Below are 25,486 nucleotides of genomic sequence, written 5' to 3' on the forward strand. Positions count from 1 at the left end.
AGCCGGGCATGGATTCGGCGCCACAGGGCATCCCGCAAACAAAAACCCCCGGCGCGAGCCGGGGGTTTTCAGTTACCGCATCAGGCAGCGACCGTCTTGGCCACGTCCTGGTACTCCTCGATCTGGTCGAAGTTCATGTAGCGGTAGATCTCCGCGCCGCTGGCGGCGATCACGCCCACATCGGCCATGTACTCTTCCTTGGTCGGGATGCGGCCCAGGCGCGAGCAGATCGCGGCCAGTTCCGCCGAACCCAGGTACACGTTGGTGTTGCGGCCCAGGCGGTTCGGGAAGTTGCGGGTCGAGGTCGACATCGCGGTGGAGCCTTCGCGGATCTGCGCCTGGTTGCCCATGCACAGCGAGCAGCCCGGCATTTCCATGCGTGCGCCGGTGGCACCGAAGGTGCCGTACACGCCTTCCTTGGTCAGCTCCGAGGCATCCATCTTGGTCGGCGGGGCCACCCACAGGCGGGTCGGCAGGTCACGCTTGCCTTCCAGCAGCTTCGCAGCGGCACGGAAGTGACCGATGTTGGTCATGCACGAACCGATGAACACTTCGTCGATCTTGGCGCCAGCGACTTCGGACAGGGTCTTCACGTCGTCCGGATCGTTCGGGCAGGCCACGATCGGCTCGTGGATGTCGGCCAGGTCGATCTCGATGACGGCAGCGTATTCGGCATCGGCATCCGGCTCCAGCAGCTCCGGGTTGGCCAGCCACGCTTCCATCTTCTCGATACGGCGCTGCAACGAACGCGGATCCTGGTAACCCTCGGCGATCATCCACTTCAGCAGCGTGATGTTGCTGGTCAGGTACTCGATGATCGGTTCCTTGTTCAGGCGCACCGAGCAACCGGCCGCCGAACGCTCGGCCGAGGCATCGGACAGTTCGAACGCCTGCTCGACCTTCAGCTCCGGCAGGCCTTCGATTTCCAGGATACGGCCGGAGAAGATGTTCTTCTTGCCAGCCTTGGCCACGGTCAGCAGGCCCGACTTGATCGCGTACAGCGGAATCGCGTTGACCAGGTCACGCAGGGTCACGCCCGGCTGCATCTTGCCTTTGAAGCGCACCAGCACCGACTCCGGCATATCCAGCGGCATCACGCCGGTGGCCGCGGCGAAGGCGACCAGGCCCGAACCGGCCGGGAACGAAATGCCCACCGGGAAACGGGTATGCGAGTCACCACCGGTACCGACGGTGTCCGGCAGCAGCATGCGGTTGAGCCAGCTGTGGATCACGCCGTCGCCCGGGCGCAGCGAGACGCCGCCGCGGGTGGAGATGAACTCCGGCAGGGTGTGGTGGGTCTTCACGTCCACCGGCTTCGGATAGGCGGCGGTGTGGCAGAACGACTGCATCACCAGGTCGGCCGAGAAGCCCAGGCAGGCCAGGTCCTTCAGCTCGTCGCGGGTCATCGGGCCGGTGGTGTCCTGCGAGCCGACCGAGGTCATCTTCGGTTCGCAGTAGGTGCCCGGGCGCATGCCCTGGCCTTCCGGCAGGCCACAGGCGCGGCCGACCATCTTCTGCGCCAGCGAGAAGCCCTTGCCGGTGTCGACCGGCTGCACCGGCAGGCGGAACAGGTCGGTCGGAGCCAGGCCCAGCGCTTCGCGCGCCTTGCCGGTCAGGCCACGGCCGATGATCAGCGGAATGCGGCCACCGGCACGCACTTCGTCGAACAGCACGTCGGACTTGACTTGGAACTCGGCGATCACTTCACCGTTCTTCAGCGCCTTGCCTTCGTACGGACGCAGCTCGACCACATCGCCGTGCTCCATCTTCGACACATCCAGCTCGATCGGCAGTGCGCCGGCATCTTCCATGGTGTTGTAGAAGATCGGGGCGATCTTCGAACCCAGGCAGACGCCACCGGCACGCTTGTTCGGAATGAACGGAATGTCATCACCGGTCCACCACAGCACGCTGTTGGTGGCCGACTTGCGCGAAGAACCGGTGCCGACCACGTCGCCAACGTAGGCGACCAGGTGACCCTTGTCCTTCAGGTCCAGGATCTGCTGGATCGGGCCGCGCTTGCCGTCCTCTTCCGGGGTGAACGGCGCGTCGTCGCGCTTGTTCTTCAGCATCGCCAGGGCGTGCATCGGGATGTCCGGGCGGGTGGTCGCGTCCGGCGCCGGCGACAGGTCGTCGGTATTGGTTTCGCCCGGCACCTTGAACACGGTGACGGTCAGGCTCTGCGGCACTTCCGGGTTGCTGGTGAACCACTCAGCATCAGCCCAGCTCTGCAGCACGGCCTGGGCGTTGGCGTTGCCGGCCTTGGCCTTTTCCTGCACATCGTGGAAGGCGTCGAACACCAGCAGGGTCTTCTTCAGCGCGTCGGCGGCGATGGCACCGACGCTGGCATCGTCCAGCAGCTGCACCAGCGGGGCGACGTTGTAGCCGCCGAGCATGGTGCCCAGCAGTTCGGTGGCGCGCTCGCGGCTGATCAGCGGATTCTGCTCGCTGCCCAGCGCGATCGCGGCCAGGTACGAGGCCTTGACCTTGGCTGCGTCATCGACGCCGGCCGGAACGCGGTGGGTCAGCAGGTCGAGCAGGAACTCAGCCTCGCCCTGCGGCGGGTTCTTCAGCAGTTCGATGACATCGGCCGTCTGCTGCGCGCTCAGCGGCAGCGGCGGGATGCCAAGCGCAGCGCGCTCGGCGACGTGGTGGCGGTAGGCTTCCAACATGACAACTCCCGGGTAATGCGTAGGTTGAAATAACAAAGTGGGCTCAGGCTTGCGGCACGATCAGCTTCAGGCCCTTGAAGTAGTCGCGGTAAAACGTGTCGTTCCAGGTGATCAGGCCGTCGCACTGCAGCAGTGCGTGGGCGCCGACCATGAATTCGTCCAGGCTGCGGCGGCTGCCGCCGCGCTGGCGATGACGGCGGTGCATCTCGCCGGCGCGCAGTGCCGACTTGGCTTCCATCGGGTTGAAGTGCACGCCCATCTCTTCCAGTGCTTCCAGCACTTCGGCGCCGCCGCGCAGCGATGCGCAGACTTCGGCCAGGGTCGCGCCACAGACCACCACGCGGCCACCGACCAGGCTCTGCCTGAGGATGGCTTCCACCGCATCGGCCTGCGGACCATTGCTGAGCAGCTCGACCAGCACCGGCGAATCGACGGCGATCATCACGGCTTACTCCTCGTCACGCACCGCGCGTACGGCCGCGTCGGATGACTCGAAGCCGTCCAGCGCGAACTTGCCGCGCGCCCGTGAAATGGCATCGTCAACACTCTTGCGCAGGATGATGCGGCTGCCGTCCAGCTCGACCTTCAGCAGCGTGCCCTTGGTCAGGCCGAGGGCGTCACGCACCGCCTTGGGCAGGGTGATCTGTCCGCGTTCTGCAACAGTGGCTTCCATCGGTAGGCCCTCCAGAGTATGCACAAATTATACATACTTCCCCGGGCATACTTCCACCCTGAACAGGACCGGCGCCCCGCCAGCCCTTGCCTCGCAAAGGATCGGCCACAAACGTGACATACGCCATACACCTTCCCCTGTAGTCTGGAACCGATGCCGCAGGCCGGAACCCGGCCCGGATGAATCCATTCAGTCTGGGGTTCATACTGGGACCACCGGGGCCGCCAGGCCCACGGCGACCGCAAGCAGGTCCGCCCATGCGCGGGCCAGTGCAAGCCATCCGCAAGAAGGAGTTACCCCGCATGAGCGATTCGTTCTCCACCCGCAGCCAGCTGAACGTCGGCGGCAAGACCTACGACTACTTCAGCCTGCCCACGCTGGGCCAGCGCTTCGATATCTCCCACCTGCCCTACTCGATGAAGATCCTGCTGGAGAACCTGCTCCGGCACGAGGATGGCGGCATCACCGTCGGCAAGGACCACATCGAAGCCGTGGCCCGCTGGAATCCGGCGGCCGAACCGGACACCGAAATCGCCTTCATGCCGGCGCGCGTGGTCCTGCAGGACTTCACCGGCGTGCCCTGCGTGGTCGACCTGGCCGCGATGCGCGACGCGGTGGTCAAGCTCGGCGGCTCGCCGGAGCAGATCAACCCGCAGATCCCCTCCGAACTGGTCATCGACCACTCGGTGCAGGTCGATGTGTTCGGCAAGCCCGACGCGCTGGACCTCAACGGCAAGATCGAATTCCAGCGCAACCAGGAGCGTTACGGCTTCCTGCGCTGGGGCCAGAAAGCCTTCGACAACTTCAAGGTGGTGCCGCCGAACACCGGCATCGTCCACCAGGTGAACCTGGAGAACCTGGCCCGCGTGGTGATGACCGCGGACAAGGACGGCAAGGCGGTGGCCTACCCGGACACCGTGTTCGGCACCGACAGCCACACCACGATGATCAACGGCATCGGCGTGCTCGGCTGGGGCGTGGGCGGCATCGAGGCCGAGGCAGCCATGCTCGGCCAGCCGTCGTCGATGCTGATCCCGCAGGTGGTCGGCTTCAAGCTGACCGGCAAGCTGCCCGAAGGCGCCACCGCCACCGACCTGGTGCTGACCGTCACCCAGATGCTGCGCAAGCTGGGCGTGGTCGGCAAGTTCGTCGAGTTCTACGGTGACGGCCTGCAGCATCTGCCACTGGCCGACCGCGCCACCATCGGCAACATGGCCCCGGAATACGGCGCCACCTGCGGCATCTTCCCGATCGACGCCGAATCGCTGAACTACCTGCGCCTGTCCGGCCGCAGCGAAGAGCAGATCGATCTGGTCGAAGCCTACGCCAAGGCGCAGGGTCTGTGGCACGACGCCAACAGTGCACATGCGCAGTACAGCACCACGCTGGAACTGGACATGGGCACGGTGAAGCCGTCGCTGGCCGGCCCCAAGCGCCCGCAGGACCGCGTGCTGCTGGAAGACGTGCAGAAGAACTACCGCGAAGCGCTGGTCGGCATGACCGCCAACCGTGACAAGCGCAGCGACGACGTCTCCTCCTTCGTCAATGAAGGCGGCGGCGCCGCGGTCGGCAACGAGCAGCTGGCCAAGGGCTACGCCGACATCGAGATCGAAGGCCGCAAGGTGCGGCTGAAGGATGGTGCAGTGGTCATCGCCGCCATCACCTCCTGCACCAATACCTCCAACCCGGCGGTGATGATCGGTGCCGGCCTGCTGGCCCGCAACGCGGCCGCCAAGGGCCTGAACCGCCAGCCGTGGGTCAAGACCTCGCTCGGCCCAGGCTCGCGCGTGGTCACCGACTACCTGGAAAAGGCTGGCGTACTGAAGGAGCTGGAGAAGATCGGCTTCTACGTGGTCGGCTACGGCTGCACCACCTGCATCGGCAACTCCGGCCCGCTGCCGACCGAAGTCAGCGCCGGCATCGCCACCGGCGATCTGGTGGTCACCTCGGTGCTGTCGGGCAACCGCAACTTCGAGGGCCGCGTGCACCCCGAAGTGAAGATGAACTACCTGGCCAGCCCGCCGCTGGTGGTGGCCTACGCCATCGCCGGCACCACCGACATCGACCTGACCACCCAGCCGCTGGGGACCGGCAGCGATGGCCAGCCGGTATACCTGCGCGACATCTGGCCGAGCAACAAGGAAATCGGCGATGTCATCGCAGCGACCGTCGGCCCGGAAATGTTCAAGCAGAACTACGCCGACGTGTTCAAGGGCGATACCCGCTGGAACACCATCGCCTCGCCGGACGGCAATCTGTACGAGTGGAGCGATGCCTCCACCTACATCAAGAATCCGCCGTACTTCGATGGCATGACCATGCAGACCGGCAGCATCGATGACGTGCACGGCGCGCGCGTGATGGGCCTTTTCGGCGACTCGATCACCACCGACCACATCTCCCCGGCCGGCAACATCAAGAAGGACTCGCCGGCGGGCCGCTTCCTGCAGGAACGCGGCGTGCAGCCGGCCGACTTCAACAGCTACGGCAGCCGCCGCGGCAACGATGACGTGATGGTCCGCGGCACCTTCGCCAACATCCGCATCAAGAACCTGATGTTCGGTGGCGAGGAAGGCGGCAACACCCTGTACTACCCGGCCGGCGGCGGCCAGCCGGAGAAGCTGGCGATCTACGATGCGGCCATGAAGTACAAGGCCGACAAGGTGCCGCTGGTGGTGCTGGCCGGCAAGGAATACGGCACCGGCTCGTCGCGCGACTGGGCGGCCAAGGGCACCCTGCTGCTGGGGGTGAAGGCGGTCATCGCCGAAAGCTTCGAGCGCATCCACCGTTCCAACCTGGTCGGCATGGGCGTGCTGCCGCTGCAGTTCCGCAACGGCGAGAACGCACAGAGCCTGGGCCTGGACGGCTCGGAGGTGATCGACATCACCGGCCTGCAGGACGGCGCCAGCAAGCGCGCCACGGTCACCGCGACCAAGGCCGATGGCACGAAGAAGACCTTCGAGGTGTCGGTGATGCTGCTGACCCCGAAGGAAGTCGAGTACTTCCGTCATGGTGGTCTGCTGCAGTACGTGCTGCGCCAGCTGGCCAGCAAGTAACGGCGCGGCTGCGCCCGATTGAGGAAAGGGCCGGATCCTTGCGGATCCGGCCCTTTGCGTTTGCGATGCCCCCCTGTAGAGCCGAGCATGGGCTCTGCTGGTTCTGCGCCAACAGCAGCCGAGCATGGGCTCGGCTCTACAGAAGCGCTCACCGGCGTGGTGCGTCCGGGTCGGTACGCAGCGCCTTCAGCAGGCCCCACATGTAGAACGCCAGGGTGAACGAGAACGGCAGGCCGCACAGCACCACCGCCGTCTGCATCGCGCTGAAGTTGCCGGCCAGCAGCAGGCCGACGCTGGCCACGGTGATGCCGGCCGCCCAGAACACGCGCAGCCAGATCGGTGCGTCGTGACCGTCCTCGACGCCGTCATCGACACGACGGGTGCACAGATTGGCGATCATCAGCGTGCCCGAATCGACCGGGGTCAGGAACAGCACGAAACCGATCACCACCGCGGCACCGGCTACATACGGCGCGGCGGGCAGGTATTCCAGCAGCTTGAACAGCGTCATCGCCGCATCGTGCTGGGCCACCTCACCCAGGATCGCCTGGCCATGGTTGAGCACCAGGTCGATGGCGGTGTTGCCGAAGATCGACAGCCAGGCCAGGGTGAAGCCGAGCGGGATCAGCAGCACGCCCATGATCACTTCACGGATGGTGCGGCCACGCGAGATGCGCGCCACGAAAAGGCCGACAAACGGCGCCCAGGCGATCCACCAGGCCCAGTAGAACAGTGTCCACGAACCCATCCACTCACGGCCCTTCGGGTCGTTGAGGTACATGTCGAAGCTCTTGCGCACGAACGCGCCGAGGTAATCGCCGGTGTTCTGGATCAGGCCGTCGAACAGGTGCAGGGTCGGGCCGGTGACCAGCACGAACAGCAGCAGACCGCACAGCAGGCGCACGTTGAGGTTGGAGAGCCAGGCAATGCCCTTTTCCACGCCAGCCACCACACCGATGGTGGCCACCACCATCATCACCAGCACGATCGCCACCAGCACCTGCGGCGTATCCGGGATGTGGAACAGGTAGACCAGGCCGGACTGCACCACCAGCGCACCGATGCCGAGGTTGGTCACCATCGAGATCAGCGTAGCCAGGATACCGAAGCCATCCACCATGTCGCCGATGCGGCCATGGATGCGCTCACCGAAGATCGGGTACAGCGCCGAGCGCAACGCCAGCGGCAGGTCGCGGCGGTAGGCGAAGTAGCCCAGCGCCACGCCGACCAGCGCGTACAGCGCCCAGCCGTGCAGGCCCCAGTGCAGGAAGGTCAGCACCATCGCCTCGCGGCCGGCGGCCACAGTCCCGCCGGGCTGCCCGGGCGGATTGAGGAAATGGTCCAGCGGTTCGTAGGCACCGTAGTACAGCAGCGCGATGCCGATGCCGGCCGAGAACAGCATCGACACCCATGCGACGTAGCCGAAGGCCGGTGACTCCTCGTTGTGGCCCAGGCGGATGCGGCCATACGGCGAGAACGCCAGCCACAGCACGAAGCCCAGGCACAGCACGATCAGCAGCATGTACCACCAGCCGAACGCGGCCGACACTTCGGCCTGCGCCCATTGCAGCCAGTGCTCGCTGCCTTCGGGATAGAGAACGGTGAGCAGCCCGAGGATGCCGATCGACACCGAGGAACTGAAGAACACAAAACGGTTCAAGCGCAGGGGCGAACGCTTGGGATGAGCCAGGGAAGACATGGGGTCGTCTCATCAAGTCCGAGGGAGCACATGGGCGGGGCCGGACCGGTAAACCGGGCCCATGGCGTGGGGCGCGAGCGCATCCCAGGGTTTATTGATTGAACGTTCAATCAATAAAAAGCATAATGGCGGGCAGCCCGATCCTTCGGGTCGCAATCCGTGGAGAGACAATGCCGAAGAAAGGCGTGGAACCGGTACGGCGCGAGCAGCTGATCCGGGCCACTTTCCAGACCATCGACGAGATCGGCATGGCCGATGCGACCGTCGCCACCATCGCGAAGAAGGCCGGGCTGTCCAGCGGCATCGTCGCCCACTACTTCGGCGACAAGGACGGCCTGCTCAATGCTGCAATGCGGCAGATCCTGCGCGAACTGAAGGACGCGGTCGCCCGTTACCGTGCCGAGGTTGGCGACGACCCCCGCGAGCAGCTGCGCGCCATCGTCGATGGCAACTTCGACGACAGCCAGATCAACGGCACCGCCATGCGCGTCTGGCTCACCTTCTGGGCCGCGAGCATGCACCAGCCGGAACTGGCCCGGCTGCAGCGCGCCAACGACCAGCGCCTGTTCTCGAACCTGTGCCACCAGTTCAACCGCCTGCTACCCCACCCGCAGGCCCGCCTGGCCGCCCGCGGCCTGGCCGCGATGATTGACGGCCTGTGGCTGCGCGGCAGCCTGGTCGGTGGCCAGTTCAATGCCGAGAAGTCCCGGCGCATCGCTTACGGCTATATCGACTTCCAGTTGCAGGCTGTCGCGCTATAAGCGCTTCAGCACCCGCCCCCTTCCAAGGAGTACGCCCCATGACCACCCTGCCCGTCCAACAGCTCTACATCCACGGCCAGCGCGTCGATGCCACCAGCGGCAAGACCTTCAAGACCGTCAACCCGGCCACCGGCGAGGTGATCGCTGAAGTGCAGGTCGCCAGCCAGGCCGACGTCGAGCGCGCCGTGCAGAGCGCGGCCGACGGCCAGAAGGTGTGGGCCGCGATGACCGCCATGGAGCGTTCGCGCATCCTGCGCCGCGCCGTCGAGCTCCTGCGCGAGCGCAACGACGAGCTGGCCCACCTGGAAACCCTGGATACCGGCAAGGCACTGGCCGAGACCACCACCGTGGACATCGTCACCGGTGCCGACGTGGTCGAGTACTACGCCGGCCTGGCCACCGCCATCGAAGGCATCCAGCTGCCGCTGCGCGAATCGAGCTTCTTCTACACCCGCCGCGAGCCGCTGGGCGTGGTCGCCGGCATCGGCGCCTGGAACTACCCGATCCAGATCGCCATGTGGAAGTCCGCCCCCGCCCTGGCCGCCGGCAACGCGATGGTGTTCAAGCCGTCCGAAGTGACCCCGCTGACAGCAATCAAGCTGGCCGAGATCTACACCGAAGCCGGCGTGCCGGCCGGCGTGTTCAATGTCGTGCAGGGTCCTGGCCGCGAGATCGGCCAGTGGCTGACCGAGCACCCGGTGATCGAGAAGATCTCCTTCACCGGCGGCGTCGCCACCGGCAAGAAGGTCATGGCCAGCGCCGCGTCCTCGTCGCTGAAGGAAGTGACCATGGAGCTGGGCGGCAAGTCGCCGCTGGTGATCTGTGATGACGCCGATCTGGACCGCGCCGCCGACATCGCGGTGATGGCCAACTTCTTCAGCTCCGGCCAGGTCTGCACCAACGGTACCCGCGTGTTCGTGCCGCGCAGCATGCTGGCCGCGTTCGAGGCCGCCGTTGTCGAGCGCGTCAAGCGCATCCGCATTGGCGACCCGATGGCCGCCGAAACCAACTTCGGCCCGCTGACCAGCTTCCCGCACATGCAAAACGTGCTGCGCTACATCGAGAGCGGCAAGGCCGAAGGCGCCCGCCTGCTGACCGGCGGCGGCCGCGCCACCGAAGGCGCGCTGGCCAATGGCGCCTACGTGCTGCCGACCGTGTTCTCCGACTGCCGCGACGACATGACGATTGTCCGGGAAGAGATCTTCGGGCCGGTGATGAGCATCCTCGCCTACGACGACGAAGACGAAGTGGTGCGTCGTGCCAATGACACCACGTTCGGCCTCGCCGCCGGTGTGGTCAGCAAGGACGTCAGCCGCGCCCACCGCATCATCCACCGCCTGGAAGCCGGCATCTGCTGGATCAACACCTGGGGTGAATCGCCGGCCGAAATGCCGGTCGGTGGCTACAAGGAATCCGGCGTCGGCCGCGAGAACGGCATCTCCACCCTTGGCCACTACACCCGCATCAAGTCGGTGCAGGTGGAACTGGGCGACTACGCCAGCGTGTTCTGACCGGCGCGCCCCGAGCGCGCACCCTCGTCCGGCCACCGCGCCGATCCGACATTCCGCCGGGACGCCTGCATGCAGCGCGCCCCGGCCTGCAGGAGACACCCATGAGCACCCACAACGAGTACGACTACATCATCATCGGCGCCGGTTCGGCCGGCAACGTGCTGGCTACCCGCCTCACCGAAGATGCCGATGTCAGCGTGCTGCTGCTGGAAGCCGGTGGCCCGGACTACCGGCTCGACTTCCGTACCCAGATGCCTGCGGCACTGGCCTTCCCGCTGCAGGGCAAGCGCTACAACTGGGCGTACAAGACCGATCCCGAGCCCTTCATGAACAACCGCCGCATGGACTGCGGCCGCGGCAAGGGCCTGGGCGGCTCGTCGCTGATCAACGGCATGTGCTACATCCGTGGCAACGCGATGGATTACGACAACTGGGCCAGCATGCCGGGCCTGGAAGACTGGACCTACCTGGACTGCCTGCCGTACTTCCGCAAGGCGGAAACCCGTGACATCGGCCCCAACGACTACCACGGTGGCGACGGCCCGCTGCGCGTGACCACGCCGAAGGCCGGCAACAACGAACTGTTCGCTGCGATGGTCGAAGCCGGCGTGCAGGCTGGCTACCCGCGCACCGACGACCTCAACGGCTACCAGCAGGAAGGCTTCGGCCCGATGGACCGCACGGTGACCCCGAAGGGCCGTCGCTCCAGCACCGCCCGCGGCTACCTGGACCTGGCCAAGCCGCGCCCGAACCTGACCATCGTCACCCACGCACTGACCGACCGCATCCTGTTCTCGGGCAAGCGTGCGGTGGGCGTGCAGTGGCTGCACAACGACCAGCCGCAGCGTGCCACCGCGCGCCGCGAAGTGCTGCTGTGTGGCGGCGCCATCGCCTCGCCGCAGATCCTGCAGCGCTCCGGCGTCGGCCCGGCCGATCTGCTGCGCAGCCTCGATATCGACCTGGTACACCACCTGCCGGGCGTCGGCGCCAACCTGCAGGATCACCTGGAGATGTACCTGCAGTACGAGTGCAAGAAGCCGGTCTCGCTGGCGCCGGCACTGAAGCTGTACAACCAACCGGCCATCGGTGCCGAGTGGCTGTTCCTGGGCACCGGCATCGGCGCCAGCAACCAGTTCGAGGCTGGTGGCTTCATCCGCAGCGACGCCGAGTTCGACTGGCCGAACCTGCAGTACCACTTCCTGCCGGTGGCCATCAATTACAACGGCTCCAACCCGATCAAGGCGCACAGCTTCCAGATGCACGTCGGTTCGATGCGCTCGCCCAGCCGCGGCCGCATCCATGTACGTTCGAAGGATCCGCGCGAACATCCGAGCATCCTGTTCAACTACATGTCGCACGATCAGGACTGGCGCGAGTTCCGCGCGGCGATCCGCATCACCCGCGAGATCTTCGCGCAGCCGGCACTGGCACCGTACAGCGGCCGCGAGATCTCCCCGGGCAGCGCGCTGCAGACCGATGCGCAGATCGATGCGTTCGTCCGCGAACATGCCGAGACCGCCTACCATCCGTCGTGCTCGAACAAGATGGGCCACGCCGATGACCCGATGGCGGTGGTCGACGGCCAGGGCCGCGTGCACGGGCTGGAAGGCCTGCGCATCGTCGATGCTTCGATCATGCCGCAAGTGGTGACCGGCAACCTCAACGCGCCGACCATCATGATGGCCGAGAAGCTGGCCGACGTGATCCGCGGCCGCACCCCGCTGGCCCGCAGCACCGCGCCGTACTACAAGGCCAACGGCGCACCGGTGCGCAAGCAGGGCTGAGCCAGCCGCTCACGGTGAAACACCCGCCGGGCATGGCCCGGCGCTACCAGGCGCGTCCTGCCTTCGGTAGCGCCGGGCCATGCCCGGCGGCGTTTGACGCGTTCGCACAATGCGCCGCGCAAACCCCTCTTCGCGTTTTCCCTACGGCGGGGTATGCTGCAATGAACGGCCATTGTCGCTACGCTCAGGGCCGAACCTAATACATCACGATTCCTGGAGGGGGAATATGAGTCTGGATCGTCCCTGGCTGCAGAGCTATCCGAAAGGCGTTCCCGCCGAAATCGACGTCAACGAATTCCATTCGGTCGCCTCGGTCTTCGACGCTTCCGTCGCGAAATTCCGCGACCGTCCCGCCTACTCCAGCTTCGGCAAGGTCCTCACCTATGGTGAGACGGATGCGCTGGTCACCCAGTTCGCCGCCTACCTGCTGGGTGAGCTCAAGCTCAAGAAGGGTGACCGCGTCGCCCTGATGATGCCCAACTGCCTGCAGTACCCGGTGGCCACCTTCGGCGTGCTGCGCGCCGGACTGACCGTGGTCAACGTCAACCCGCTGTACACCGCGCGCGAACTCAAGCACCAGCTGGTCGACGCGGGCGTCAGTGCGCTGGTGGTGGTCGACAACTTCGGCGACACCGTCGAGCAGGTCATCGCCGACACGCCGGTCAGGCACGTGGTCACCACCGGCCTGGGCGACCTGCTCGGCGCCAAGGGCGCGATCGTCAACTTCGTGCTGAAGTACGTCAAGAAGATGGTGCCCAACTACCACATCAAGGGCGCCGTCCGCTTCAAGCAGGCGCTCAAGCTGGGCAGCCGCCACGCGCTTCCGCCGGTCGAGATCGACCACGACGACATCGCCTTCCTGCAGTACACCGGCGGCACCACCGGCGTGGCCAAGGGTGCGATGCTGACCAACCGCAACCTGATCGCCAACATGCAGCAGGCGTCGGCGTGGCTGTCCACCTCGGGCATCGAGCCGGGCAAGGAAGTGATCATCACTGCCCTGCCGCTCTACCACATCTTCGCGCTGACCGCTAATGGCCTGGTCTTCATGAAGTTCGGTGGCTGCAATCACCTGATCACCAACCCGCGCGACATGAAGGGCTTCGTCAAGGAGCTCAAGGGCACCCGCTTCACTGCCATCACCGGCGTCAACACGCTGTTCAACGGCCTGCTCAACACCCCGGGCTTCGACGAGATCGACTTCTCTTCGGTCAAGTTCACTCTGGGCGGCGGCATGGCGGTGCAACGTGCCGTGGCCGAACGCTGGAAGAAGGTCACCGGCGTGACCCTGGTCGAAGCCTACGGCCTGACCGAGACCTCGCCGGCAGCCTGCATCAACCCGCTCACCCTGCCCGAGTACAACGGCGCCATTGGCCTGCCGATCCCGTCCACCGATGCCTGCATCAAGGACGACAACGGCAATATCCTGGCGCTGGGCGAAGTGGGCGAGCTGTGCATCAAGGGCCCGCAGGTAATGAAGGGCTACTGGCAGCGGCCGGAAGAAACCGCCACCGCCATCGACGCCGACGGCTGGCTGCACACCGGCGACATGGCGAAGATGGACGAAAAGGGCTTCTTCTACATCGTGGACCGCAAGAAGGACATGATCCTGGTGTCCGGCTTCAACGTGTACCCGAATGAGGTCGAAGACGTCATCGCGATGATGCCGGGCGTGCTGGAAGTCGCCGCCGTCGGTGTCCCGGACGAGAAGTCCGGCGAAGTGGTCAAGGTCGTGATCGTGAAGAAGGACCCGAACCTGACCGCGGAAATGGTCAAGGAACATGCGCGGGCAAACCTGACCGGTTACAAGCACCCCAGAATCGTAGAATTCCGAAAAGAGCTGCCGAAGACCAATGTCGGCAAGATTCTCCGTCGCGAGCTGCGTGATACGCCCGCCCAGTAAGGGTTTCCGGGCAACGGGACAATACAGGGACCCCGCCGGAGACGGCGGGGTCTTTCTGTTACCGGAACATGGCCGGTACAGCGCTTGCGGGCGGTTCACGACGGGTGCATAGAATCAGTCGCCGCCGCACGTTCAGCCCGCCCCCTCACTCCTCTCCGTCCGCTCTGCGGTTGGCCGGACGGTCACACGGAGAACTCCCATGTCCGCAGTACGCCCCATCATCACCCGCCCCTCGCAGCACCCTACCCTGCGTATCACCGAGGAGCCCGAGCGGGATGTCTACTGGATCCACATGCACGCCAACCTGGTCAACCAGCCAGGCCGGCCGTGCTTCGCCTCGCGCCTGGTCGATGACATCGTCGACTACCAGCGCGACTTGGGCGACCGCCTCAGCGCCTCGCACGCCCTGTCACCCCATGTCGTTCTTGCCTCGGACAGCGACGTGTTCAACCTGGGGGGCGACCTCGAACTGTTCTGCCGCCTGATCCGCGAAGGCGACCGCGCCCGCCTGCTCGACTATGCCCAGCGCTGCGTGCGCGGCGTGCATGCCTTCCATGCCGGCCTGGGCACCCGTGCCCACAGCATCGCCCTGGTCCAGGGCAATGCACTGGGTGGCGGCTTCGAGGCCGCACTCAGCTGCCACACCATCGTCGCCGAGGAAGGCGTGCTGATGGGCCTGCCGGAGGTGCTGTTCGACCTGTTCCCGGGCATGGGCGCCTACTCCTTCCTGTGCCAGCGGATCAGCCCGCGCCTGGCCGAGAAGATCATGCTGGAAGGCAACCTCTACACCGCCAGCCAGCTGAAGGAGATGGGCCTGGTCGACATCGTGGTGCCGGCGGGCGAAGGCGTTGCTGCGGTCGAACAGGTGATCAAGGAAAGCCGACGCATTCCGCACGCATGGGCAGCGATGCGTGAGGTCAACGAGATCGCCACCATGGTGCCGCTGCATGAAATGATGCGGATCACCGAGATCTGGGTGGACACCGCCATGCAGCTCGGCGAGAAGTCCCTGCGCACCATGGATCGGCTGGTACGGGCGCAGGCCCGGCGCAATGGCGACCCGGCCTGAGCGTCTGGCGGGTCAGGACGGGCTGCGCTCGCTGTCGTCGCGGTGCGGCGCCCCCGCGCTACGGGCAGCCAACGCATTCCTGCCGTTGCGCAGAGCGGTCGCCAGGCTGCCGAGGCGGGCGCTCCATTCACCCTTCAGCTGCCAGTCCGCCATGCGCATGATTTCGCCACTGGAGGCGGCAACCTGGACAAGCCCCAGGTTGCTCGCCACACCGCGCAGCGCGTGTGCATGCTCGCGGAAATCCTCCCAGGCCTGGCGCTCGCCGCAGCCCTGCAGCTGGCCCATGCTCGCGTCGACGTCCGCCAGGCATTGGTCGATGAACTTGCGTTCGAAGCCATCGCCCATGCCCAGCGACGCCAGCTCGTCCAGTACTGCGGTATCGAGCACGCCATCGCCGACCGGCAATGCCGGCACCGACTGGATGCCGGACTCGGCGCGGGTGTTGGCGGCGACATCGGCCAGCACTTCAAGCAGGCGGGTGGCCACCACGGGCTTGGCAAGGAAGGCGCGGGCACCGGCCTGCTCGCAACGCAGGATGGACTCGGGGGTGACGTCCGCGCTCAGCACCATGACGGGAACGTAAGGCATGCCACTGGCCTGCATCACCCGCAACTGCTTGAGCAGGTCCAGTCCGCTCATGCCGGGCATGTGCAGGTCGACGATCGCTGCGTCGTAACTGGCCTGCTCCAACGCATCCAGCACTTCGGCGCCGCCATTGACGCAGGTGACCTTGTGGCCGGCCTTCTCCAGCAACCGCTGCAGCACCATGCGGTTGGCTTCGTGGTCGTCGGCCACCAGAACCCGCAGGCTGCGCACCCGTGCACGATGGCGCAGGAAGGGATTGGAAAACGCGATGACATTCCCAGCTTCAGCCACCTCGGACGGAACCGCCGGGGCTGATGAGGTGTCTGCGACGTCCAGCGTGATCTCGACCCAGAACACGCTGCCGCGCGGGCTGTTCGGCGCATAGCCGACCTGCCCGCCCATCGACTCGACCAGGCCCTTGGCAATGGCCGTGCCCAGACCGGTGCCTTCATGGCGACGGGCCAGGCCGACATCGCCCTGCTCGAAGGCATTGAACAGGCGCCCGCGCAACGCCATCGGCACGCCGATGCCGGTATCGACGATCTCGAATCGCAGGCGCATCCGCTCGCTGCCCAGCGCATCGGGGCTGGACACGCGCAGATGCACGTAGCCGCTGTCGGTGAACTTGACCGCGTTGCCCATCAGGTTCAGCAGGATCTGCTGCAGATGCCCGGCATCACCCAGCAGGCGCGGCGGCACGTTGTCGTCCACCTGCACGCGATAGTCCAGCGATTTGGAGCGGGTCTGCGGGGTGAGGATCAGGTTGATCGCCTGCAGCACATCGGCCAGCGCGAACTCGTGCCACTCCACGCGCACCTTGCCGGCTTCGATCGCGGAGATGTCCAGCACTTCTTCCACCAGCGCCAGCAGGCTGCGCGTCGAGGCCTGGATGGTGTTCAGGCACTCGCGCTGTTCATCGTCCAGGCGGGTGGTGGCCAGCACCTCGGTCATGCCGGCCAGCCCGTTCAACGGCGTGCGGAATTCATGGCTCATGTTGGCCAGGAAGCGGCTCTTGGCTTCATTGGCCTGGCGCGCCTCGGCCACCGCCCGGGTCAAGGCATGCAGCAGCGAATCGAAGTACAGCGGAATCGCGCCCAGGCCCAGCAGCAGGCCCCAGCCCAGATAGTCGTGGCCGCGCCAGTATGGCGACAGCATCACCGTGCACAGGAAGGCCAGGCAGCCCATGGCAGTGGCCACGCGCAGGTAGGTGCTGCCGTAGCGCATGCCGTTGCCGATCGTGACCCACAGCATCACCGCATACAGCGGTGCCGCCGGCTCGCCCTGGATCGTCATGATCCAGGCCATGCAGGTGTAGTCGGTCAGCATGCCGATCACCCTGCGCACATGCGACACACCCGGATTGACCAGGATCGCGGTCAGCAGGCCGGCGGAAATGGTCAGCTCGAAGGCGAGGATCAGCCACGTCGTCGTCAACGCTTCACCGCCACCGCTCAGCGAACGCCAGCCGAGATAGCTGATGAACAGCGCCGTGATGATGATGCGGATCAGGTTCTGCGCGTGCTCGCTGTCCTCGCGCCCGGACAGGCGCTGCTTGAAGCGGGCCAGCAGCGAGCGCTTGTCGGAGCCAGCGGCGGGCGTCGTATCCATGGTCGGATGTCGCATCCTTCGGCGCAGCAGGGAGGAGCAGCACAACGGTACTGCCAGCAACCCCAACCACAGGGAAATGGCCAGGCCCAGATTGGCCTGCCAGTAAGGGGTCAACAGCACGGTGGTGCCGAAACTGACCATCGCCAGCACGATGGCAGCGGCCAGGTAGCGCGGCCCGAAGCGCAGGCCGTTGCCCACCGTGACCCACATCACCACCGCGTACACCCACGCCAGCGGCTCGCCCATCTGGATCATGCCGACCGCGATCAGGCCGTAATCGGCCAGCATCCCGGCCACCCGCCGCGGGTCCGAGCGCTCAGGCTTCCACAGCAGCCAACCGCACAGCAGCAGCGACAGGCCCAGCCCGGTCAGCACCGTTGCCAGCACGCCCTGGTACTGGTCCAGCCGGTGCAGGCGGGCACCGGACAACAGTACATAGACCAGGATCAGCGAGATCAGCACCACCCGCACGATCGCCTGGCCATGTTCCGAATCCGGACGCTGCGCCAGCCGACGCCTCACGCGTGCGAACAGGTCCTGCATGTCACCCACCCGGTCGCGTCGATGCCGTCGAGTGCTGGGCGCAGATATCCATCAACTGCTGGTGACCGCGCATCAGCGCATCCACGCGGCGCGGGTCGAACAGTCGGCCACGCTGGGCGTACAAATAAGCCAGTGTGGCTTCCATGGTCCATGCTTCCTTGTACGGACGGGGTGAGATGAGTGCGTCGAAGACATCGGCCACGGCGACGATGCGCGCTTCCAGCGGAATCGCCTCACCGACCAGCCCATCCGGGTAGCCGCTGCCGTCGTATCGTTCGTGGTGGCGCAGCGCGATCAATGCGCCGACCTGGATGAAGCGGTTCTGGCTGCCGCTGAGCAGTTCATGGCCGATGCGCGGGTGCCGGCGCATGATCGCCAGCTCCTCGTCGTTGAGCTTGCCCTGCTTGAGCAGCACGGCATCGGGAATGGCGATCTTGCCCATGTCATGCAGGGGCGCGGCCATCTCGATCAGGCGCACGTCGTCTTCGGGCAGGCCCAGCTGCTCGGCGATCAGCCCTGCCACGCGTGCCATGCGCTCAAGGTAGGCGCTGGTGCCGGCATCACGGAACTCGATCGCCCGCGCCAATCGCGACAGGGTCTCGCGTTCGCGTTCCTCGACCTCGTGCATGCTCGCCAGCAAGCGCTGTTCCAGCGACAACGCGCGTTGCTTCACGTTCTCGGTCTGCTGGCGCAGCTGCAGCAGGTTGTAGCAGCGCGCGCGCAGTTCGCGCGGGCGGATCGGCTTGACCAGGAAATCGATGACCCCCGCTTCCAGCGCCGCCTGACGAATCGGCTCGTCGCCGACCACGGTGATCAGGATCACCGGAATGTCGCGATGCTTGGGCAGGCGGCGGAAACGGCGGGCGAACTCCAGCCCGTCCATCTCCGGCATGCGGTAATCGAGCAGCAGCAGGTCGACCGGATGCGCCTCGCACCAGGCCAATGCGGTCAGCGGATCACCGAAGTCATACACGCTCAGTTCGGGCGCGATGTCCTCGATGACGTGACGCAGCATCGTCCGGGCGGACGTCTGGTCGTCAACAATGACGATGTTCAACGCGTACTCTGCCTGGTTTCTCGACCATGCTGGATCATCAGCAGGCGAGGATACCCTGCCGCTGCGAACGCTCGCACCCTGCATCGGCCTGACTCCCGTGTCATGCGTCCCGGTTCATGATCGTCATCACATTGTGAAGCGGACTCTCCACAATGCGTACTCCCCCTGGCGCCGATCAAGCCATAACAGACGTCAAGGTAGTGCATTAACGATACGCCGAGTGCGGGAGGCGTCAATCGCGCCGTCTCATTTCGCGACGGCGCGCACAAACAGGAGTCAAAAAGACGACTTACTGCTCCGGACGCATGTACGGGAACAGCAGCACGTCCCGGATCGAGCTGCTGCCGGTCAGCAGCATCACCAGGCGATCAACGCCGATGCCGAGGCCGCCGGTCGGGGCCATGCCGTACTCCAACGCACGGATGTAGTCGGCGTCGTAGTGCATGGCCTCGTCGTCGCCACCCTCCTTCGCCGCCACCTGGGCCTGGAAGCGCTGGGCCTGGTCTTCCGGGTCGTTCAACTCGGAGAAGCCGTTGGCCAGCTCCTTGCCGTTGACGAACAGCTCGAAGCGGTCGGTGTAGCCCGGATCGTTGTCGTTGGCGCGGGCCAGCGGCGAGACTTCCACCGGGTGGTCGGTGATGAAGGTCGGCTGGATCAGCGTGTGCTCGACAGTGGCCTCGAAGATCTCCAGCAGCAGCTTGCCCCAGCCGTAGGACGGCTTGACGCGGATCTTCAAGCGCTCGCAATGGCGCAGCAGGGCGTCGCGATCGGTGCAGTCGGCCGCGGAGATTTCCGGGTTGTGGTGACGCACCGCCTCGTCCATGCGCCAGCGGCGGAACGCCGGGCCCAGGTCGATCTTCGCACCGTCCCACTCCACCTCGGTGCCGCCGTTGACCGCCTTGGCCACGTCACGGATGACGCCTTCGGTCAGGTCCATGATCTCGTTGTACGTGGCATAGGCCTCGTACAGCTCCATCATGGTGAATTCCGGGTTGTGGCGGGTGCTGACGCCTTCGTTGCGGAAGTTGCGGTTGATCTCGTACACGCGCTCCAGGCCACCCACGGTCAGGCGCTTGAGGTACAGCTCCGGCGCCACGCGCAGGTACAGGTCCAGGTCCAGCGCGTTGTGGTGGGTGGTGAACGGCTTGGCCGCCGCGCCGCCGGGGATGTAATGCATCATCGGCGTCTCGACTTCCAGGAAGTCGCGGTTGTCCAGCCACGCGCGCATGGCGCGGATGATCTTCGAGCGCTTGATGAATACCGCGCGCGATTCCGGGGTCACGATCAGGTCGACGTAACGCTGGCGATAGCGCTGCTCGACGTCGGCCAGGCCATGCCACTTGTCCGGCAGCGGGCGCAGCGACTTGGTCAGCAGGCGGATCGATTCGGCCTTGACCGACAGCTCGCCGGTCTTGGTACGGGTCAGGCCGCCTTCCACGGCGATGATGTCACCCACGTCCCAGCCCTTGAAGGCGGTGTAGGCATCGCCCAGCACGGCGCCCTGCAGGAACAGCTGGATGCGGCCGGACTCGTCCTGGATCTGGGCGAAGCTGGCCTTGCCCATGATGCGCTTGGCCATCAGGCGGCCGGCCATCTTCACCTGGCGGCCGTTACCTTCCAGGGCCTCGGCGGTCCACTGTTCGGCATCGGCGAACTCTTCCTGCAGGCGGCCGGCGAAGTCCTCGCGACGGAAGTCGTTCGGGTACGCGATGCCCTGCCCACGCAGCGCTTTGAGTTTCTCACGGCGCTCGGCAATCAACTTGTTTTCGTCGACGGGGGGGGTATCGGTAGCTTCGCTCATGGATCTGCGGGAATCGTGTAGTGAGGGGGGATGCTGCGCCGGCAAAGCCGGTTGGACAGCATACCAAAACCGCCCCGCCCCGGCCCCGGCAGCGCCCGGTAGCGCCGGGCCATGCCCGGCGGTCGGTCGGCGCACGAATCCGCCGGGCGTGGCCCGGCGCTACCTCAGCCGTTCCCCGGGAAGGCCTGCCGCAACTCGTCCACCAGTACCCGCTGGTTCTCCGAGTAATCGATCGGCACCGACACCAGGTGCACGCCTCCCTCGTTGAACGCCGCCTCCAGTGTCGGGATGAACTGCTCGATGGCGGTCACCTCATGGCCCTTGCAGCCATAGGCCTCGGCGTACTTCACGAAATCGGGATTGCTGAAGGTCATGCCGTAGTCGGTGAAGCCATCCACCGCCTGCTTCCAGCGGATCATCCCGTAGGCGCCGTCGTTGAGGATCAGCACCACCAGGTTCAGGCCCAGCCGGCGCGCGGTCTCCAGCTCCTGGCTGTTCATCATGAAGCCGCCATCACCGCACACCGCCAGCACCCGCCGCTGCGGATGCAGGATCGAAGCCATGATCGCCGACGGCAGACCCGCACCCATGGTCGCCAGCGCGTTGTCCAGCAGCAGCGTGTTGGCCACCTGAGTGCGGTAGTTACGCGCAAACCAGATCTTGTACATGCCGTTGTCCAGCGCCACGATGCCGTCCGGCGGCATCACCTGGCGCACGTCATGCACCAGCCGCTGAGGAGTGAAGCCGTCCTCCTCGGCACGGGCGGCCAGGTGCTCCAGGATGGTCGCGCGCAACGGCAGCAGCGCATCGGCGTTCGGCACCGCGCCTTCGATGCGGTCGGCCAGCTGGGTCAGCGAGCGGCCGATATCGCCGATCACTTCCACCTGCGGGAAGTACACCTGCTCCACCGCCGCCTGCGAATAGCCGATATGGATCACGGTCGGCCCACCCGGACGCATCACGAACGGCGGCTTCTCGGTGACCTCATGGCCGATGGTCACGATCACATCGGCCCGGTCGATGGCCATGTGCACGTAGTCGCGCTCGGTCAGCGCCGCGGTGCCCATGTACAGGCCCGAACCACCGGCCACCGCGCCCTTGCCCATCTGCGTGGTGAAAAACGGGATGCCGGCACGCAGCACGAACGCCGACAGCGCCTCGCTGGACTGCGGCCGCGACGCCGCCGAAGCGATCATCAGCAACGGTCGCTTGGCATTGCGGATGATCTCCGCCGCACGGTCCAGTGCTTCCGGACTGGCGATGGGACGATCCACCGCGTGCGGCGGAATCAGCGCCACGTCCCCGACCTCATCGGCCGCGATGTCTTCGGGCAGCTCCAGCAGCACCGGGCCCGGGCGCTCTTCCAGCGCGGTGCGGAATGCCTCGCGCACGATCGTCGGGATGGTGCGCGCCGAGACGATCTGCCGCGCCTGCTTGGTCAGTGGCTTCATCGTGCTGACGATGTCGACGATCTGGAAGCGTGCCTGCTTGCTGGCCACGATGCCCTTCTGGCCAGTGATCATGATGACCGGCCACGCACCGAGCAGCGCGTAGGCGGCGCCGGTGGTGAAGTTCAGCGCGCCCGGCCCCAGCGTGGCCAGGCACACCCCGGGCTTGCCGGTCAGGCGGCCATAGGTGGCCGCCATGAATACCGCTGCCTGCTCGTGGCGGGTGATGACCAGCTCGATGCTGGAATGGCGCAGCGACTCGACCACGTCGAGATTCTCTTCGCCGGGGATACCGAAAATGCGCTCGACGCCTTCGTTCTCAAGTGCGGCGACAAGCAGATCTGAACCCTTGGACATTGGAATGCCGTCCTTTTCGCTGGACTGATGATGGATCGTTGCAGGAAGGAGGGAAGCTGCGCGTCAACGCTTGTCGAACCAGACCGTCTGCGCGTTGACGAATTCGCGGACGCCGAAGTGCGAGAGTTCGCGGCCAAAGCCGCTCTTCTTCACGCCGCCGATCGGCACGCGCGGGTCGGAAGCAGAGAAGCCGTTGACGAACACGCCGCCGGTCTGCAGCCGGCGCGCCAGCTGCATCGCACGGGCGCGGTCGCCGGTCCACAGGTTGCCGCTGAGGCCGAACTCACTCTGGTTGGCCAGCTCCACCGCATGGTCGGCATCCCGTGCGCGGCTGATCGAGGCCACCGGACCGAACGTTTCGGTGTCGAAGGCCTGCATGCCCGGCTCCACGTCCGCCAGCACGGTGGGGGCATAGAAAGCGCCCGGGCGATCCAGCTGATGGCCACCGACCAGCAGCTTCGCGCCCGCGTCCACCGAAGCGCGCACCTGCGCGTCCAGCTGTTCCAGCAGGTCCTGGCGGGCCATCGGGCCAATGCGGTTACCCGCTTCACGGCCATCACCGATGGTCAGCGCCTGCACCTTCTGGCAGAACTGCGCCACGAAACGGTCGTATATCGCGTCTTCAACGATGATGCGCTTGCCGGCGATGCACACCTGCCCGGTGTTCTGGAAGCGCGAAGCCACGGCCGCATCGACGGCAGCGTCCAGATCGGCGTCGGCCAGCACGATGAACGGGTCCGAGCCGCCCAGTTCCAGCACCACCTTCTTCAGCGCCTGCCCGGCCTGGGCGGCGATGCTGCGGCCGGCAGCCACGCTGCCCGTCAGGGTCACCGCCGCGATGCGGTCATCGGCGATCGCCCGGCTGGTGCCGTCGCGGCTGATGTTGGCGGCGATGAAAGTGCCTTCCGGCAACCCAGCGTCGCGCCAGGCGGCATCGAGCAGCTGCGCGGTACCGACGATGTTCTCGGCCGGCTTCAGCAGGAAGCCGTTGCCGCCCATCAGGATCGGCACCGCCGCGCGCATCACCTGCCAGTACGGGAAGTTCCACGGCATGATGCCCAGCACCACGCCCAGCGGCAGGTAGGACACGTAAGCCTTGTCGTCGGGCACCTGGGTCGGTTCGTCGCGCAGGAACTGGGCACCGTTGTTGGCGTACCAGTCGCACAGCACGGCGCATTTCTCGATTTCGGCCAGCGATTCGGCCTGGACCTTGCCCATTTCGGCGGTAGCCAGCGCAGCCAACTTCTCACGGTCGCGGCGCAGTACCGCGGCCATCGCACGCAGTACATCCGCGCGCTGTTCGAGGCTCTTGGCGCTCCAGGCCGCGAAGCCGACCTGACCGCGATCGAGGATTGTTTCCAGTTCGGCGTCGGTGGCGAAGGGATGGCTGGCGATCTGTTCACCGGTGGCCGGATCGCGCGAAATGGCAGTGCTGGGGGCAGCGGACATGCAGGGCTCCTGTTGTCTCGACAACGGGCGGTGGCCCGTCTCCTGCACAGGAATGTGGACCCGATTGGCGGAGGCAACAAGGCGTCTGCTTATCCTGTGACCTGCACTTACCTGTCTGAATGGGGGGAGGTGCCGGCAGGGCTGCGCCCTGCACCCGCAGAGGCCAGGGTAACGTCAAGGTCAAAGGCCTGCATTCCGTGGGATGGCGGGGTGGGTCCGGTTGCGGGGGACGGCGTGAATACGTCCATGTAGCCTCGGTCGCGCCATCCATGGCGCTCACGCCCCCGCAACCGGACCCACCCCGCCTTCGACAGTTTTCCGCGATCTGTCGGAAATACTTTTGGGGTCAGATCCGTTTTCCTATGGAAAACGGATCTGACCCCCGGAATTTCATTCGATATCTGACAGATGTGTCGACCAAGGTCGACACCTACCTACAGCCACGTGAACCTGTCGAAGGTGGGGCGGTGTCGGAGTGCGGGGTGTCAGCCGCATGGATGCGGCTGCCAAGCCCCCAGGGACGGGTTTACGGCGTCCCCGCACTCCGACACCGCCCCGCCATCTCACGGAATGCCCGCTGTTGCTGTTGCTGTCGCTTCGGCCTCTGCGGGTGCAGGGCTGCAAGCCCTGCCGAACACCCCCTACTTCCGCGGCAGGTAAGTCACCAGGGAAAGATCGTGCCGGCTCTCCGGCACCAGCGCCACGTACTGCAGGTCCAGCAGCCCGCGCGTGGGATGGTTCAGCTTCTTCGCACCCTCATCGAACCGGCGCACGTCGTGCTCCGGCCACCACTGGCGGAACTCCTCGCTATGCGCCGCGATGTCCTCCACCAGCGCCAGGAACGGCGCCTTGTCCGGCGCCTGCGCCATCGCCGCACGGAAGCCTGCCAGCAGGCCGCGGGTCATTTCTTCCCAGTTGAGGATCAGCGTGCGGTAGGGCGGGTACAGGAACATCAGCCGCAGCGTGTTGCGCTCATGCGGCGCCAGTTGGCTGTAGTCCACGAACAGATCGGCGATGGCCGGGTTCCAGGCGAGGATGTCGAAGCGGGTGTTGCGCACATAGGCCGGGATCGGCTGCATCGCCTCCACCAGCTGGCGCAAGCCGTCGGTCACGCTCTCGTCCGGTGATTCCAGCGGCACGCCGTAGCCGGACAGCGCGAACGCGTAGGCGCGTTCGTCGTCGCTCATGCGCAGCACCTGCGCCAGGCGCTCCAGCACCTCGGGCGAGGCGCGCACTTCACGGCCCTGCTCGATCCAGGTGTACCAGCTGACGCTCACCCCGATCGCCAGCGCGACTTCCTCGCGCTTCAGGCCCGGGGTACGCCGGCGCCCGGCCGGCAGGCCGAGCGTGGCAGGATCGACACGGGCGCGGCAGGCCTTGAGAAAGCCGCCGAGTTCCTTGCGTTCACTTTCGCTGCGCATCATCGCTACCGCCGTACCCGTTGTAGCGTCGAGCCATGCTCGACGCATCTGCTACTGCGCCAACAGCAGCCGAGCATGGGCTCGGCCCC

General features: G+C 66.0%; 16 protein-coding genes. 6 read left to right on the forward strand and 10 right to left on the reverse strand.

All coding sequences use genetic code 11. The annotated features are described in order from the left end of the window. Window positions 1–80: 80 nt before the first annotated feature. Genes acnB through AC5P8D_RS05080 form a run of 3 tightly spaced genes read right to left on the reverse strand, consistent with a single transcriptional unit; the run spans window position 81 to window position 3,345 of the window. A complete protein-coding gene (gene acnB, locus AC5P8D_RS05070) occupies window positions 81–2,672 on the reverse strand; it encodes a bifunctional aconitate hydratase 2/2-methylisocitrate dehydratase (RefSeq protein ID WP_495203134.1) in 2,592 nt (863 codons plus the stop codon). Window positions 2,673–2,715: 43 nt separating this feature from the next. Beyond that, a complete protein-coding gene (locus AC5P8D_RS05075) occupies window positions 2,716–3,114 on the reverse strand; it encodes a type II toxin-antitoxin system VapC family toxin (RefSeq protein ID WP_005409506.1) in 399 nt (132 codons plus the stop codon). Between the two features lie 6 nt (window positions 3,115–3,120). Beyond that, entirely contained in the window at window positions 3,121–3,345 is a 225-nt protein-coding gene (locus AC5P8D_RS05080) for an AbrB/MazE/SpoVT family DNA-binding domain-containing protein (protein WP_005409505.1), read from the reverse strand. A gap of 302 nt (window positions 3,346–3,647) precedes the next feature. Here AC5P8D_RS05080 and acnA point away from each other — a divergent pair, with 302 nt between their 5' ends. Beyond that, window positions 3,648–6,401 (forward strand): aconitate hydratase AcnA, encoded by a 2,754-nt coding sequence (gene acnA / locus AC5P8D_RS05085; protein ID WP_495203135.1) that lies wholly within the window; start codon window positions 3,648–3,650, stop codon window positions 6,399–6,401. Between the two features lie 148 nt (window positions 6,402–6,549). On the opposite strand, the gene AC5P8D_RS05090 is transcribed toward acnA, so the two are convergent. Then, window positions 6,550–8,100 (reverse strand): BCCT family transporter, encoded by a 1,551-nt coding sequence (locus tag AC5P8D_RS05090; RefSeq protein ID WP_049453529.1) that lies wholly within the window; start codon window positions 8,098–8,100, stop codon window positions 6,550–6,552. 170 nt (window positions 8,101–8,270) lie between these two features. Between AC5P8D_RS05090 and betI the strand changes: the two genes are divergently transcribed. The 5 genes from betI (at window position 8,271) to rpfF (ending at window position 15,128) form a co-directional block, all read left to right on the forward strand. Further along, on the forward strand, window positions 8,271–8,861 hold the full coding sequence (gene betI / locus AC5P8D_RS05095; protein WP_217015747.1) for a transcriptional regulator BetI: 591 nt from the start codon (window positions 8,271–8,273) through the stop codon (window positions 8,859–8,861). A 38-nt stretch (window positions 8,862–8,899) separates the two neighbouring features. Then, window positions 8,900–10,372 carry a betaine-aldehyde dehydrogenase gene (betB, locus tag AC5P8D_RS05100; protein ID WP_495203136.1) on the forward strand — a complete coding sequence of 491 codons (1,473 nt, stop codon included), beginning with the start codon at window positions 8,900–8,902 and terminating at the stop codon, window positions 10,370–10,372. A gap of 101 nt (window positions 10,373–10,473) precedes the next feature. Beyond that, complete coding sequence (betA, locus tag AC5P8D_RS05105; protein ID WP_049429885.1) at window positions 10,474–12,156, forward strand: choline dehydrogenase; 1,683 nt, start codon at window positions 10,474–10,476, stop codon at window positions 12,154–12,156. 226 nt (window positions 12,157–12,382) lie between these two features. Next, window positions 12,383–14,059: a long-chain fatty acid--CoA ligase gene (locus AC5P8D_RS05110; RefSeq protein ID WP_010482498.1), complete on the forward strand. Its 1,677-nt coding sequence runs from the start codon at window positions 12,383–12,385 to the stop codon at window positions 14,057–14,059. A 199-nt stretch (window positions 14,060–14,258) separates the two neighbouring features. Next, window positions 14,259–15,128, forward strand: coding sequence for a diffusible signal factor synthase RpfF (gene rpfF / locus AC5P8D_RS05115; RefSeq protein ID WP_019338547.1), 870 nt, complete (start codon window positions 14,259–14,261; stop codon window positions 15,126–15,128). A gap of 12 nt (window positions 15,129–15,140) precedes the next feature. Here rpfF and AC5P8D_RS05120 read toward each other — a convergent pair whose 3' ends face one another. The 6 genes from AC5P8D_RS05120 to AC5P8D_RS05145 form a co-directional block, all read right to left on the reverse strand. After that, window positions 15,141–17,864 carry a response regulator gene (locus AC5P8D_RS05120; RefSeq protein WP_100051377.1) on the reverse strand — a complete coding sequence of 908 codons (2,724 nt, stop codon included), beginning with the start codon at window positions 17,862–17,864 and terminating at the stop codon, window positions 15,141–15,143. Window position 17,865: 1 nt separating this feature from the next. Next, complete coding sequence (rpfG, locus tag AC5P8D_RS05125; protein ID WP_495203137.1) at window positions 17,866–19,005, reverse strand: cyclic di-GMP phosphodiesterase response regulator RpfG; 1,140 nt, start codon at window positions 19,003–19,005, stop codon at window positions 17,866–17,868. A gap of 205 nt (window positions 19,006–19,210) precedes the next feature. Next, window positions 19,211–20,722, reverse strand: a complete 1,512-nt coding sequence (gene lysS, locus AC5P8D_RS05130; RefSeq protein ID WP_019338545.1) for a lysine--tRNA ligase — start codon at window positions 20,720–20,722, stop codon at window positions 19,211–19,213. A 164-nt stretch (window positions 20,723–20,886) separates the two neighbouring features. After that, entirely contained in the window at window positions 20,887–22,527 is a 1,641-nt protein-coding gene (locus tag AC5P8D_RS05135; RefSeq protein ID WP_329760041.1) for an acetolactate synthase large subunit, read from the reverse strand. A gap of 63 nt (window positions 22,528–22,590) precedes the next feature. Next, window positions 22,591–23,976 (reverse strand): NAD-dependent succinate-semialdehyde dehydrogenase, encoded by a 1,386-nt coding sequence (locus tag AC5P8D_RS05140; RefSeq protein ID WP_495203138.1) that lies wholly within the window; start codon window positions 23,974–23,976, stop codon window positions 22,591–22,593. 641 nt (window positions 23,977–24,617) lie between these two features. Continuing rightward, window positions 24,618–25,400, reverse strand: a complete 783-nt coding sequence (locus AC5P8D_RS05145) for a helix-turn-helix transcriptional regulator (protein WP_019661470.1) — start codon at window positions 25,398–25,400, stop codon at window positions 24,618–24,620. Window positions 25,401–25,486 lie beyond the last annotated feature (86 nt).

The organism is Stenotrophomonas sp. YJH_SMC_101-4 (genome assembly GCF_059370395.1).